Genomic DNA, 14142 nt, shown 5'->3' on the forward strand with positions numbered 1-14142 from the left:
ATTATCATTCTCCAAAATTGATAAGTTATTTTTCACCAAACCAAACAAACCTTACCCGTACTCTTCCTGTTCTCCAACAACTCGTGGGCTTTTGCAATGTCGCTTGCTGGAAAACGGTGCGGAGTTTCCGGCTTAAAAATACCCTGTTCGGTGATTTGAATGACTTCGCAAAGCATTTGATGAATGAAATCCGGTTTGTGATCCGCAATTTCCAACATGTTGATACCCAGTATTGCCTTCGATGGCATCATCAGCATCACGGGATGAAAGAATCCGAAGGATAGGAACTGAGCTATTTTTGAAAATAGATTTCCCGAACTTAAAGCAGATGCACCATGTAAAACAAGTCTGCCACCGGTAGCGAGTATTTTGAAGCTCTTGCGGGCAGTGCTGCCACCCACACCGTCAAAAACTACATCTACACCACCTTGACCGGTGATCCTTTTTTACTTCGCTTACAAAATCAGTTTTACTGTAATGGATGGGAAAATGAACACCCAGGTCTTTCAGAATTTTCGTTTTCTCTTCGGAACCGGCAGTTGAGATCACTGTGCATTTTTAAAAAGACAATACTGAATGAGCGCGCGTCCGAGTCCGCCGGCACCGGAATGGATGAGAACTTTATCTCCTTCTTGTAAATTTACCAATTTGGCAGCAGCGTAATAAGCCGTCAGGTATTGAACAGCAAGTGCTGTGGCATCAACGGGATCCCATGTAGCGGGTATCTTCACAACTCCGGTTGCTGAAGTGCATACATATTCGGCATACCCATTGAATTTGGAAAGTGCCACCACCACATCACCGGGTTTTAAATGTTTTATTTCAGATCCAACAGAGACCACCGTTCCGGCTGCATCAAATCCAATGACCGCAGGGAGTTTCGGCGCACCATCGTATAAGTTTTTGCGAACCATGACATCAGCAAAATTCAATCCCGAACAAATGTTTTTAATAAGTACCTCGTGGGGTTTTGGTTCCGGAATGGCGATTTCTCTGAATTCAAAAGAACGGAACGGGCAGGAATGACGCACCAGGTAAATGGCTTTCATCGGTTAATATTTAGAATCGTATTAAAATTACAATGGAAATAATGATCAGGCTTTTCAGCAGAGAGTTAATTCCAGCGAGGTCTTGCTATGATGACAAACAAAAGAAAAAGCAAATATAAAAATCCGGGAATGGCAAGAATGTATAACAATCTCTGGCCAAGCTTCATATAATCATGGTTATAACACCAATAACTTCCTCCCAGGATGACAACCAGTCCCAATAGGAGCAAGATCCATATTTTCATATTAAAAGCGCCGACCGACCCGTCACTCAACCCGGTGATAAAAAAATATAGTGCAACCAATGCTATGATTGCATCGAAGATCCAAAGTATCCAAAAGAAGTTCATAGAACAATATTACGATTATTTGAGAGAATAAAAAAAGAACTCAACCAGGCGAGCCCTTGGAGAATAATCTGTAAGCACAAATCTTCTTAATATGTATAATTTCATTTTCTAAGGTTCAATTTATTATTTGAATCATACACTCTAGAAAAATTCTTTGAATCTTTAAATTCGTATTATTATTTCATTTAATACTATTGATAATTATTGGATTCTATTATAATGTAATTGCCTACTTTTAAACTCCATTTTATCAGCCAAATATGAAATATACACACCTCTTTGCTGGAATACTGTTCCTAAGCACCCATTTAAATGCCCAATCCATTGTCACCGACCGGCCGGATCAAACCGAAAGCGCTCTTTGTGTGCCCAAGAATGTACTGCAGTTTGAAACCGGAGTAAGTGTTCAATTTGAAGATCTCGATGGCGGTAGTATACAAGGTTTGGTGTTGCCGGGAACTTTGTTCAGATATGGTCTCGGAGGCCCCGTCGAATTTAGGGTCTATCACCAGTTGGTGAGTGAAGGGGTTAATTCTGATACCCGGTTTGGAATTGCGGATCTGGAACTTGGTCTCAAATTTAAATTGTTTCGTTCAGCTTCAGAAAAAACGAACCTAGCCTTGCTGACTCAAGTCCTGCTGCCCAGTGGATCCGGATTTTTGAGCAATGATAAATATGGCAGTTTGAATAAATTATGTGTCAGCCATCAGATCACGGAATCCAATAGCCTGAGTTATAATGTTGGTTATAATTATTTCGGTAAGGGGAAGGGCGATTTGACGTATTCTCTTTCCCTGGGAGCAGCAATTTCAGAAAAGGCCGCACTTTATGTAGAGCCTTTTGGAGCCTTCGAGGAAATGGATGAATTTATATTAAATGTCGATGCCGGTTTTACCTACCTCCTCAAATCCAATATGCAATTGGATTTTTCCTGGGGAACAGGGATTCAAAGAAAGATGAACTACCTGGCGATTGGCTTCAGCTGGAAATCCGGAGGCTGATCCAGGCATCTATTCAATTTTGCTACTATAACTTATGAAATATGGCTAAGCAGGGATCATTCCCAGCCTTTCCAGCCTGTAAAACTCGCGGAAAGTAATCATCCTTTCCTGCTGTTCATCCCAGAGTTTATGGCTGGCTAATTTCAAACTCTGCCAGAAATTGATCTCTGTGGTGTATTTGTGAAACCAGGGAATGGCATCCATACATTTCTTAAGATTGTAATTGGGTATGGCCGGATTCAGATGGTGAATATGGTGAAAGGCAATATTCCCTGTAAACCAGTTCATAATTTTAGGCAGTTTGTAATAACTGCTGCCTTTAATAGCCGCATACATGAATTCCCACTTATCTTTCCAATGCTTGTAACCATGCTCGTGCTGATGTTGCACATAAAAAAACCAAATCGCAATGATCGCAAATGCACAGAGGATTGCAACCTGTAGCAACACAACTTTTTTCCAATCGAGCAACAGACAAAGTCCGGTAAATAAAGCTATATACACGAGATTATTAAGCAACAATCCGGGTTTCAGTTTTTTGAATTCAGACATGTCTATTAAGGGCAGGCGATTGTGGATAAATACATAATAAATCGGACCCAGAAAAAACATCACTAACGGCGATCTGTATAATCTGTATTTGAATCTCGCCCATCTTCCCAGAGCGGCATATTCTTTCACCGTGAGCGTATCGATATCGCCAATATCCCTGACCTCCAACCTGCCATTATTCATGTGGTGAAAATGGTGCGACTTGGCCCAATAAAAATAAGGAATCGAACTGGCAAGGCTGCAACAATAACCTATGATCTTTCTTACGGTCTGATTGGCCACAAAACTTTGGTGCCCGCAGTCGTGCTGGATAATAAATATACGCACTAAAAAAAGTGCGTTTAAAACGCATAAGATCAAAGCCAACCATAAATACGAATCCCATAAATTGTAAATGGCAACCCAGATCAGTAAAAACGGGCCGAAAGAATTGAGAATTTGGATAATGGCCTTTTTATTGTCTGTAACCTGGTAGTCTTTGATCGATTTTAGGGCCAGCTTAACTTTAGCCGTAAAATCCTGAAGTTCCTGATGCTGCATGTCTTTTTGAAATGGATACAAAGATAACCGGAAGCTTCCTCTAAATGTATACATAATTTTAAGTCAAACTCATCTTTAATTGTCAGGAATTTATATATTGGAGAAAATTCAATGCTTAATGTCCTAATTATGAAATAGAAGAATGGTCTATGTGGATAAAAGTTTTGGCGTTATGCACCAATTTTAATCTCAGGTGTACCTTCAATTTTCAGAGTCCAAAGAGAATGATTAACTTCACCAAAAATATTTAATAATGATCAAGTGGCTGCTCACAACCTGCTTTTACCTCTTTATAACCAGTTTATTTGCTCAAAATTACAGCATTAAGGCTTCCGTGTTGCTCAGCGTGGAAACCAACCAGTCTCCACCCATGATTAAATTGAAATGGGCAGCAGAACCGGATGCTACTTCTTATTCGGTTTTCAGAAAACTGAAAGGAGCCTCATCCTGGGGAGCTGTAAGAGCAACACTTCCAAAAGATTCAACCAGTTATACCGACTCCAGTGTTGAGATCAATAAAGCTTATGAGTATCGGGTTAAACAGAAGCAGTACGTCAATTCCTGGGTCTGGTTATGTTTATGCGTCAATTGCTTTACCCGCAATGGAATGGAATGGCACCGTCCTCTTGCTTATCGATAGCACCGTAAATAAACAATTGTCCGCGAAAATCAATATACTCAAAGATGATTTGTCAAATGAGGGCTGGTTTGTGTTGACCTATGTTCCTTCTGTCCGAGAATCCGTAACCGATATTCGCAGTAAAATTGCCAATTTCAGATCCATCCATCGAGATTTGCGCTCGGTGTTTATTCTTGGGCATGTAAAAGTTCCTTATTCCGGAAATTTTAATCCGGATTCACATCAAGATCATCTGGGGGCCTGGCCTGCAGATACCTATTATGCAGATGTTGACGGGATATGGTCTGACATTTCTGTCGATAACAATGCAGCTTCAAGACAGGCCAATAAAAATGTTCCCGGCGATGGAAAATTTGACCAAAGTATCATTCCTTCAGATGTGGAACTGGAAGTCGGCCGGGTTGACTTTTTTGATATGCCTGCATTGAATAAAAGTGAAATGGAGTTGTTGGGAAGGTATCTCGATAAAAATCACTTATGGAGAACCGGACAAATTCAGGCTGAACAAAGAGGAATCGTCCTGGATAATTTTAATTTTAGGGACGAAGGTTTTGGGCAAAGCGGGATGAAAAATTTTTCGAGCTTTTTTGGACCCGGAAATGTGTTCTATGGTAATTACCGGGATAGTCTGCTTAAAAAATCTTACCTCTGCTCCTTTGGTTCAGGAAGTGGAAACTATACAGGTGCTGCTGGAATTTCAAATACGGCTAACATGGCTAACGATAGTTTACAATCCATTTTTACTTTTCTATTTGGAAGTTATTTTGGAGATTGGGACAGTCCAAATAATTTTTTACGCGCAGCCCTTGCCAGTGGTACCATACTGACCAATGCGTGGTCGGGCAGACCCTTATGGACCCTGCACCATATGGCACTGGGAGAAACTATTGGTTATTCTACCCGTATAAGTACAAACAACAATTCGACTTATACCGCCGGTTACAGTGCCCGTGGAACTCATATGGCATTGATGGGGATCCCACTTTGCGCTTGCATCCCTGGAGTGGAACCGGTCAATTGCAATTGGTTGAATCCGGACCCCATATTGATTTGCGTTGGAATACCAATAACCTTGCAAACATGGGTTATACAGTTTATCGTCGTATTGAAGGCAACACTCAATTTGACGTGATTGCAAGAAACATAATGGATACTACTTTCAGAGATGCTTGTTTACTTCCGGGTTTCAGGTATGAGTATATGGTCAGGGGAACTAAAATGGAAACTTCCGCAAGTGGAAATTATTACAATCTTTCAAGCGGGATAAGAGACACCATCAGCAAAATCTTAAACATCACGCCGACAGCGGATTTCAGCTTTTCGAAGGACTATGAATTTTTGCATCTGAAATCCGAATCAAAAAATACAAATCAGGTAAAATGGATCATTGGAACAGATACATTGACCGGAAACGAACTCGATGTGGTGCTGGATTGTAAATCCAGCAACGTTTTGGTTTGCCTCATTGCAGAAGGAGCATGCGACTTCGATCAAATTTGCAAAACCATCAATTACGATTGCAGCATACCCCAGGTTTCAAAAGTGATCATCGACAGCATTCGTTGCAATGGATTAAAAGGAGGAATTGAAATTGCAGACCTCACCTGGAGCGGATCCTTTCCGTTTTAAATGGAACACTGGTGATACTACACTAAAATTAAACAACATCAGCGCAGGTAATTATATGCTCACCATCACTTCTTCGAGAAATACAGAATCCATTTACACATTTAATTTAACCGAACCTGCAATCCTGCAGGCTAATTACAACATAAAACATGCAAGTCCGGGTAATAATGATGGAGCTGTTGAAAATCTCGACATTACAGGAGGAACACCACCTTATCAATACCAGATCTCTGGTGGTCGTCTGGATTCACTGGCCGCAGGCAACTACATTATAGGTATCCAGGATCATAACGGTTGCACACTTCAAGTCAATATAAAAATAGAAGTAAGAACAGCAGTTGACAATATCCTTGATGGAACCCGATATTTCATTTATCCGTCCCCTGCAAGAGAATTGATCAGTTTACATGTAGATGGTCCAGGTAGATTAAGCAAATTAGAATTGCTGGATGCACAGGGCAGATACATCCGGAACCTGAATCCTGAAATCACAGAAATTGATTGCAGCAACTGGCCACCGGGATATTATGGTTTGCAATTGTGGTCTAAATCCGGGAAAAATTTAGTGTTAAGGTTTGAAAAACTCTAAACCCCAACACAAAATTTATTTCTCTGCAGGTTCTGGTCCGGTTTGATTTTAAATCATACTTTTATCGGAATGGATAACTGCATCCAAATAATTCTTTTTGTTCCTTCTTGTTCTGGTGTCTTCGTGACAGAAAATAGGCAACCTAATCTCTAAGCATTGAAATGCATTTTCAATATGTCGAAATGTCGAAAAACCTGTGCCATTTATTTCCCGCAGAAAACGCAGATGACGCAGATCTTTTATTTAGTTTTTTATCAAAATCCCGATAAAATAGCATAATACGTCAGAAAAAAAATAGGTAGCTTTAATTTATCGGGACATAAACTCATTGCTGTTTACCCTATCAAAATTTCTTTGTGTCCCTTCGGGTCTTTGTGCTTTTGTGGCAAAAATCTAACAACGAAAACTCTAAGCTTAGAAAAGCATTTTCTATATTTCAAAAAGTCGAAAGGTCGAAATCCCGATAAAATAGCATAATACTTCAGAAAAGAAATAGTTAGCCTTATTTTATCGGGACAAAAGGTCCAAAAGTCGAAACTTCGAAACTTCGTCCTGACAAAATCGCATTTGTATTGTTAAAAAACTAATATGGGTTAAAAATATATTTTAAACTACTTCAAGTGGTTATCATAAAAACTCAATTTGGTTCTACCTTTATCTTCTAAAATCGATTTTACCATGAGAATGAACCATTCACTGAGAAGCCTGTTTTCAGGTTTATTAATTTATTTAACACCTGCTTTTTTTTGTGCACAGGCAACACAAGTTAAAGATATACATCCTGGTGGAAGTTCTTCCAATTCAAATCCTGCTTCCCTGGTCTGCTTTGAGGACTTGCTTTATTTTGAAGCCACAGACGGAAGCTTAGGCAGAGAGCTCTATCAAAGTGACGGAAGCAATGCAGGAACTATTTTATTAAAAGACATTCGTCCGGGAGCCGGCAGCAGCATTCCTTCCTTTTTTGCGGTTTATGGATCCAAATTATATTTCCAGGCCAATGATGGAAGCAATGGCGCTGAATTATGGGAAACCGATGGCACCCTAGCCGGTACAGTGATGTTTAAAGACATCAAACCCGGTGGAGGAAGTTCGGATCCGAGTTTTATGACGGTAGTAAATGGTCTGCTGCTTTTTTCAGCGGATGAAAATGCCACGGGAAGGGAATTGTATAAAAGCGACGGAACCCCGGGAGGTACCGTTTTGGTTAAAGACATCAATCCAGGCGCCTCCAATTCTGCACCTGATGAATTTGTCAGAGTTGGGAATAAATTATTTTTTGAAGCCACAGATGGAACTAACGGTCGTGAGTTATGGGTCAGCGATGGTACAGCTGCCGGTACGTTTATGGTGAAAAATATAAGTGCAGGGGGTTCTTCCTCAAATCTTACAGAAATGACCGCAGTCGGGGACATTTTATTTTTTGTAGTCAACGATGGCATAAATGGTCTGGAGGTATGGAAGAGTGATGGCACAGATGCAGGAACTACTTTGCTGAAAAATATACATCCCGGAGGAAGTTCAAATCCGGAAGAACTTACTGCTTCTGGCGGAATGTTGTTTTTTGCAGCAGACGATAACGTTAATGGAAAAGAACTTTGGAAAAGTGATGGTACGGAAGCCGGTACAGTGATGGTTAAAGACATACGTGCAGGTGCAGCCAACAGCAATCCTCAGTACCTCGTCGATCTGAATGGCGTGGTGATGTTTACTGCTCATGATGGCGTCGTAGGTTTTGAGTTGTGGAAAAGTGACGGAACCAATGGAGGAACGGTACTGGTAAAGGATATTCGTGCCGGAGGTGCAGGATCAACTTCTCAAATTAAGGACACCTATAAAGCAGGCCCTAAAATTTATTTTGAAGCCAACGAAACCAGTTTCGGACAAGAACCCTGGAAAAGCGATGGCACGGGAGCAGGAACTGTAAATATTGCCAATATCAATCCGCCACCCGGAGGCAATGGTTCTGATCCGGATTTCTTTACCTTGTGTGGGCCCTATATTTACTTTGCTGCCAGAGATGGAGTTACGGGGACAGAATTATGGAAAACGATGGCAGATGGCGATGTTACACCCCCCGAAATCAATACATGCCCCGTAATGATTACCGATAATTCTTCTTGTATGCAGGTTGGTACACTCGATCCTCCTTATTCTACGGTACAAGCAAGCTCAGATTATGCCACTTTTTCGAATGCCACAAACCAGGGAGATGCCGACGATAATGTGGGAATAACGACTGTTAGTTATCAGGATGCTTCAACAGGAACCTGTCCGATCGTGATCACGAGAACCTGGATCGTTGGAGATGCTGCCGGAAATACGGCTTCTTGTGTTCAAACGATAAATATGGATGATATCAATGAACCAATGATCACATCAGATGCAGAATTGGATCCTTGTTACGCTACAACAGCTGAGGCTATTTCGGCAGCGGTCGCAGCCACAACTGCAATAGACGATTGTACTGCGGAAGTGGATCTCACCAAACAGTCAGATATTCAGGGGACTTGCGATGCGCTGATAACCGTATATGTATTTGATGCTTGTGGCAACTCTGCAAGTGCAAGTTATTCAACCAGCATCGACAATACAGATCCAACCATTGACTGTCCTTCTACACAGACTCAATTTTTAGATTCCAATTGCGAAACTTTGTTACAGGATTATACGGGACTAGCTGATATCGACGATAATTGTCAAGCATTGGTTACCGTTTCTCAGACACCCGCACCTAATACTTTGTACGATGCCGAAACTACTGTGAATGTGGTCCTCGTTGCAACAGATGGCTGTGGTAACACAGCGGAATGCAACTTTGATGTGATCATAAACGACAATACGGCTCCCCTGCCAGATTGTGAATCCGACCAAACGATTGTTCTGAATAGCGTGTGTCAGCTGATGGTTCCGGATCTCACGGATGACGCAACGGCTTCCGATAATTGTTCGTCTTTATTTTCCTGGAGCCAATTTCCTTATGCAGGAACTTTAATGGCCTCTGGAGAAGGTACTACCCACACCATAACGGTGACCGTTGACGATGGTAATGGAAATACGAACACTTGTTCGGTTGTTTTGACCGGAGATGATACTACTCCACCCATACCTGATTGTGAAAATGATCAGACCGTATTGTTGAATGTGAATTGCGAGGCAAATGTTCCGAATCTTCGAAATGGTGCAACGGCTACCGATAATTGTTCGACCACATTTACATGGACCCAGAGCCCTGCCCAAAATACCAAACTAAGTCTGGCAGAAGGCGCCATGTATACCGCAACGGTCACTGCCAACGATGGCAATGGAAATACCGCAAGTTGCACCGTTGTGCTTACGGCGGATGACCGGCAGGATCCCGTTCCAACCTGTGAACCCGATCAAATTGTTGGCCTTTATACAACTTGTGATTTGACGGTACCAGATCTCACCGACATGGCCACCGCAACTGACAATTGTGCCATGAATTTCAGCTGGTCGCAAAATCCAATAGCCGGAAGCCAACTGGCATCAGGGGAAGGAATGACCCATACAGTTACGGTTACCGTCGATGACGGAAATGGAAATACAAACCCGTGTACGGTTGTGCTGACCGGAGATGATTTGGACGGACCAACCCTATATTGTCCAGGTAATCAGACCATCAGTTTAGACAATACATGCAGCTTTATCATGCCTGATTTTATTTCAGCATCATCGGCATATGATAATTGTTCTAATAGCTTTACATGGGCTCAGTCTCCACCGGCTACCACACTGATTTTATCTGGGGAAGCTATGATGCATTTTGTCACAGTTACCGCAGACGATGGAAATGGAAATTCCGATTTTTGTGTCATTAAAATTACAGCGGATGACATTATTCCACCTGATCCCGTTTGTGAAAATAATCAAACACGGAACTTAAATGTAAACTGCAAATTGGTAGTTCCCGACTTAACCGATGGAGCATCGGCAACGGATAACTGTTCCGCTAATTTTAGCTGGTCGCAAAATCCTGCTTTCGATGCGCGCTTAAATTCCGGAGAAGGAATGACGCATACAGTCACCGTAACGGTAGATGACGGTAATGGGAACACGAACACTTGTACGGTGGTCCTCACCGGCGATGACAAAAGAGACCCTGAACCAATTTGTGAACCGGATCAAATTATTATGCTGGATCAGTTTTGTCAGCTAACGGTTCCGGATCTTACAGATGGGGCCACGGCAAGCGATAACTGTTCTTCGAGTTTTACCTGGGGACAAAGCTTACCACCCGGAACGATGATTGCTTCAGGGGAGGGAATGACCCATACCATCACGGTTACCGTTGATGACGGCAACGGCAACAGTACCACTTGTTCTGTCATTTTGACCGGAGACGACACCACACCACCCGATCCGATTTGTGTCAATGGAGGTGTTATTTCCCTTGACGCAGAATGTGAAATTTTAGTGCCTGATGCAGTCACAGGAGCTTATGCTTATGACAATTGTTCTCAATCTTTTTCCTGGTCTCAAAGCCCTCTGGCGGGTACCGAATTAGCATCGGGAGAAGGAATGTCACACACCATCACAGTAACCGCCGATGATGGCAATGGAAATACGAACACCTGTTCGGTAGTAATTTCCGGCGACGATGTAACTCCTCCTGTGCCGGATTGCGAAAACAATCAAACCGTTGCACTCAATGCGAATTGTGAATTGATGGTTCCAAATAAGTTGAACAATGCAACGGCGACCGATAATTGCTCGATGAATTTTACCTGGGCGCAGAATCCAACCATAGGCAGCAAATTAGCATCTGGCGAGGGGATGACCCATACGGTCACCGTCACCGTCGACGATGGCAACGGCAATTCAGCAAGCTGTACTGTTATTCTTACAGGTGATGACAGGAGGGATCCTTTACCTATTTGCGTAAATGATCAGACGATCATACTTGATGAAGATTGTGAATTGCTCGTTCCTGATTTGTTAGATGGAGCGATCGCATCTGACAATTGCTCCACATCCTTCAGCTGGACTCAGGATCCTGCAGAGGATTCTGAATTGGCTTCCGGTGAAGGAATGACCCATACCGTTACGGTGACGGCAGATGATGGAAATGGAAATACCGGAACTTGCGTGGTTATTTTAACCGGCGATGATCAGGAAGATCCTTTGCCAGACTGTGAGGAAAATCAAGTCATCACTTTAAATGAAAATTGTGAACTCGTAGTTCCGGATTTAACGGATGATGCATCGGCTACAGATAATTGCGCCAGCATGTTCAGTTGGAGTCAAAGCATAGCTGTCAACACAGCACTGGCATCCGGAGAGGGCGTGACGCATACAGTGACAGTAACTGTGGATGATGGAAATGGAAACAGCAACACCTGCGAGATAATACTCACGGGGGATGATAGAACCAATCCTGAACCTGATTGTGAGCCATTGTATAATGTTAGCCTGGATGAGAATTGTGAGCTTTATGTGCTGGATGCTACTTATGATGCCAGTGCGACGGATAATTGTGCAACGAGTTTCTCCTGGTCACAATCCATTTCACCGGGTACCTTATTAGCGTCCGGTGAAGGAATGATGCATACCTTAACACTCACCGTCGATGATGGAAATGGGAATAGCGCAACGTGTTTAACGGTATTGATTGGAGATGACAAGTTGCCTCCATTCATCAATTGCGAATCCAGCCAAACCATCGAACTGGACGAGGATTGCCAATTACTTGTACCAGATTTGACAGATGAAGCAAGTGCAACTGATAATTGTTCAATGAGTTTTACCTGGGAGCAAAGTACCATGGCTGGTGCTTTAATACCCTCTGGTGAAGGCATGGAACACTATTTTACGGTCACAGTACATGACGGAAATGGTAACAGCTCGATCTGTTTTTTAACGCTCACAGGCAACGATGCTGAAATACCAACATTGGTTTGTGAAGACCCTCAGATTGTTTCGCTGAATCATAAATGTGAACTTCTTGTACCGGATCTCACGGATGGAGCCCTAGTCGAAGACAATTGTGCAACGGACTTTATCTGGACTCAGAGTCCTGCAGCGGGTACATTTTTATACTCCGGAAATGGGATGACGCACACGATAACCGTTACCGTTGATGACGGAAACGGAAACAGTACAAGCTGTACAACAGTTCTTACCGGAGACGACAATACACCTCCTTCCATTGAATGCCCTATAAAAACCACACGCGGAACGACAGAAGGATTATGCAAATATGTCATTCAGGAAGATGAGTTTGATGCCGCAGCGAGTGACAATTGTAGTTTGGTAAGTCTTGAATATGAATTGAGTGGTGTGACGATAGGAAGCGGAATGAATACCGTTTCAGGATCTATGTTAAATAAAGGAACGACCACCATCAAATGGAAGGCCAGCGATGCTGCAGGAAACATGAGTATGTGCAGTTTTACGGTAGAAGTGAAAGATACAGAACCACCATCCATCACTTGTCCGCCAAATATTAATGTCATCACGGCTCCGGGTCAGTGTTCAGTTCCGTCCGGCTCAGTTCCATTGGGCACACCGGTGGTTTCTGATAACTGTGCGATCAAATATCCTTTAACCAACAATTCTCCGGGAACTTATCCGTTGGGTGTCACCAATGTAAAGTGGATCGTAACAGATTCCAGTGGCAATACCAAAAGTTGTATCCAGAAAGTTACGGTGACTCCATACAACTGCGGTAAACCAACGAGCGTTAGTCATTTTGATGTCACCTACAATTCTGCGAAAGTATCCTGGGCTGCGGGACTATGCGCTACTGGTTATGAGTTAAGGATCAGAAAGCAACTTTCTCCCGGAGTATGGGGCCCTTATTCTTCCTGGGCAGTGGCATCGGGCCCTGGAAACCTCCATATGTTTATGGATCTTGATGAAAGTACGTATTATCATTATCAGGTCCGCGCTAAATGCGGGAATGCGAATTCTACTTCAGTAAATGGATTTTTCACGACTCTGGCTTCCGGATTTTTGAAAAAGTCGATTAAAGATGAAATTCAAAAAAATAAAGAATACGAACAGTTGTTAGTATTTTCTAATTTGAGTGAAAAATATATTCCATCGATTGATATTCATCCAAATCCTGGGCGGGATTTTGTGATCATCACTTTGAATAACTGGGATCCCGGAATCCATAAATTGATTAGTATTGTCGATATTTTCGGAAGAGTGGTTTACAACGTAATTATCGAACAAGAAGTTACAGAATTGGAACTGGATCTACAACAACTGGAACTCAGTACAGGACTTTATTTGGTGAAGATCTCGGGAGTAGCACAAAGTTGTAGGGCCACAATGTATATTGAGCGTTAAAAAAAGGAAAAGAATTCCAGGAGTTTATTAAAAGTAGCCGACATAAAATTTAGGAGTCGCACAAATGCGTGCTCCTTTTTTTATTTAGAGCAGTTTGTAAATATTATTTATTTCTTACATCTATTTTCTTTAGAAATCCTGTTTTGAGAGCAATTATAAGGTTAATGCTGGGACTGATTTGCATGGATGGTTCGAAATAAATAAAAACAGGTCAGGTTTGGCTGAATTTCGAAATTCTAATCGATTATTAAATTGTTCTAATTTAAATTGCCTTTCGGGAAATCCAAAGCTCCGTCTCCTAAATCGCAGCTTCAATAATTTTAATTTTTATCTTTTTGAGAGTTAATCATTTAACAATTAAGTAATTTTTACATAATTGCACCAGGAGGTAAACAATAGGGAATAATATTGGGACAGGATCCAAAGGAATGCTGCCAAATTTTATTTTTTTGGTTAATGTTTTGCGAATACTAAAATT

General features: G+C 42.0%; 10 protein-coding genes. 6 read left to right on the plus strand and 4 right to left on the minus strand.

Going from position 1 to position 14142, the window contains the following annotated elements; genetic code table 11:
* Positions 1-32: 32 nt before the first annotated feature.
* From IPM34_02685 to IPM34_02695, 3 genes are all read right to left on the minus strand, one after another.
* Positions 33-401 carry a zinc-binding dehydrogenase gene (locus IPM34_02685; GenBank protein MBK8954447.1) on the minus strand — a complete coding sequence of 123 codons (369 nt, stop codon included), beginning with the start codon at positions 399-401 and terminating at the stop codon, positions 33-35.
* 144 nt (positions 402-545) lie between these two features.
* The gene (locus IPM34_02690) at positions 546-1049 is read right to left on the minus strand and encodes an alcohol dehydrogenase catalytic domain-containing protein (protein ID MBK8954448.1); all 504 of its coding nucleotides are present in this window, start codon (positions 1047-1049) and stop codon (positions 546-548) included.
* Positions 1050-1114: 65 nt separating this feature from the next.
* Complete coding sequence (locus IPM34_02695) at positions 1115-1399, minus strand: osmoprotectant transporter permease (protein MBK8954449.1); 285 nt, start codon at positions 1397-1399, stop codon at positions 1115-1117.
* A gap of 260 nt (positions 1400-1659) precedes the next feature.
* Between IPM34_02695 and IPM34_02700 the strand changes: the two genes are divergently transcribed.
* Positions 1660-2400: a transporter gene (locus tag IPM34_02700; GenBank protein ID MBK8954450.1), complete on the plus strand. Its 741-nt coding sequence runs from the start codon at positions 1660-1662 to the stop codon at positions 2398-2400.
* A gap of 45 nt (positions 2401-2445) precedes the next feature.
* Here the strand turns inward: IPM34_02700 and IPM34_02705 are convergent, their stop codons facing one another.
* Positions 2446-3492 (minus strand): fatty acid desaturase, encoded by a 1047-nt coding sequence (locus IPM34_02705; GenBank protein MBK8954451.1) that lies wholly within the window; start codon positions 3490-3492, stop codon positions 2446-2448.
* Between the two features lie 253 nt (positions 3493-3745).
* On the opposite strand from IPM34_02705, the gene IPM34_02710 reads away from it, so the two are divergent.
* The 5 genes from IPM34_02710 to IPM34_02730 all read left to right on the plus strand — a co-directional run bounded on the left by IPM34_02710 (position 3746) and on the right by IPM34_02730 (position 13664).
* The gene (locus tag IPM34_02710) at positions 3746-4132 is read left to right on the plus strand and encodes a hypothetical protein (GenBank protein ID MBK8954452.1); all 387 of its coding nucleotides are present in this window, start codon (positions 3746-3748) and stop codon (positions 4130-4132) included.
* Positions 4095-5264: a hypothetical protein gene (locus IPM34_02715; protein ID MBK8954453.1), complete on the plus strand. Its 1170-nt coding sequence runs from the start codon at positions 4095-4097 to the stop codon at positions 5262-5264. The genes IPM34_02710 and IPM34_02715 overlap by 38 nt, the downstream gene beginning before the upstream one ends.
* Positions 5213-5761 carry a hypothetical protein gene (locus IPM34_02720; GenBank protein MBK8954454.1) on the plus strand — a complete coding sequence of 183 codons (549 nt, stop codon included), beginning with the start codon at positions 5213-5215 and terminating at the stop codon, positions 5759-5761. The genes IPM34_02715 and IPM34_02720 overlap by 52 nt, the downstream gene beginning before the upstream one ends.
* Positions 5718-6350 carry a SprB repeat-containing protein gene (locus IPM34_02725; protein ID MBK8954455.1) on the plus strand — a complete coding sequence of 211 codons (633 nt, stop codon included), beginning with the start codon at positions 5718-5720 and terminating at the stop codon, positions 6348-6350. The genes IPM34_02720 and IPM34_02725 overlap by 44 nt, the downstream gene beginning before the upstream one ends.
* 678 nt (positions 6351-7028) lie before the next feature.
* Positions 7029-13664 (plus strand): HYR domain-containing protein, encoded by a 6636-nt coding sequence (locus tag IPM34_02730; GenBank protein ID MBK8954456.1) that lies wholly within the window; start codon positions 7029-7031, stop codon positions 13662-13664.
* The last annotated feature ends 478 nt before the right edge of the window (positions 13665-14142 follow it).

The organism is Saprospiraceae bacterium (assembly GCA_016716185.1).
GTDB lineage: Bacteria > Bacteroidota > Bacteroidia > Chitinophagales > Saprospiraceae > Vicinibacter.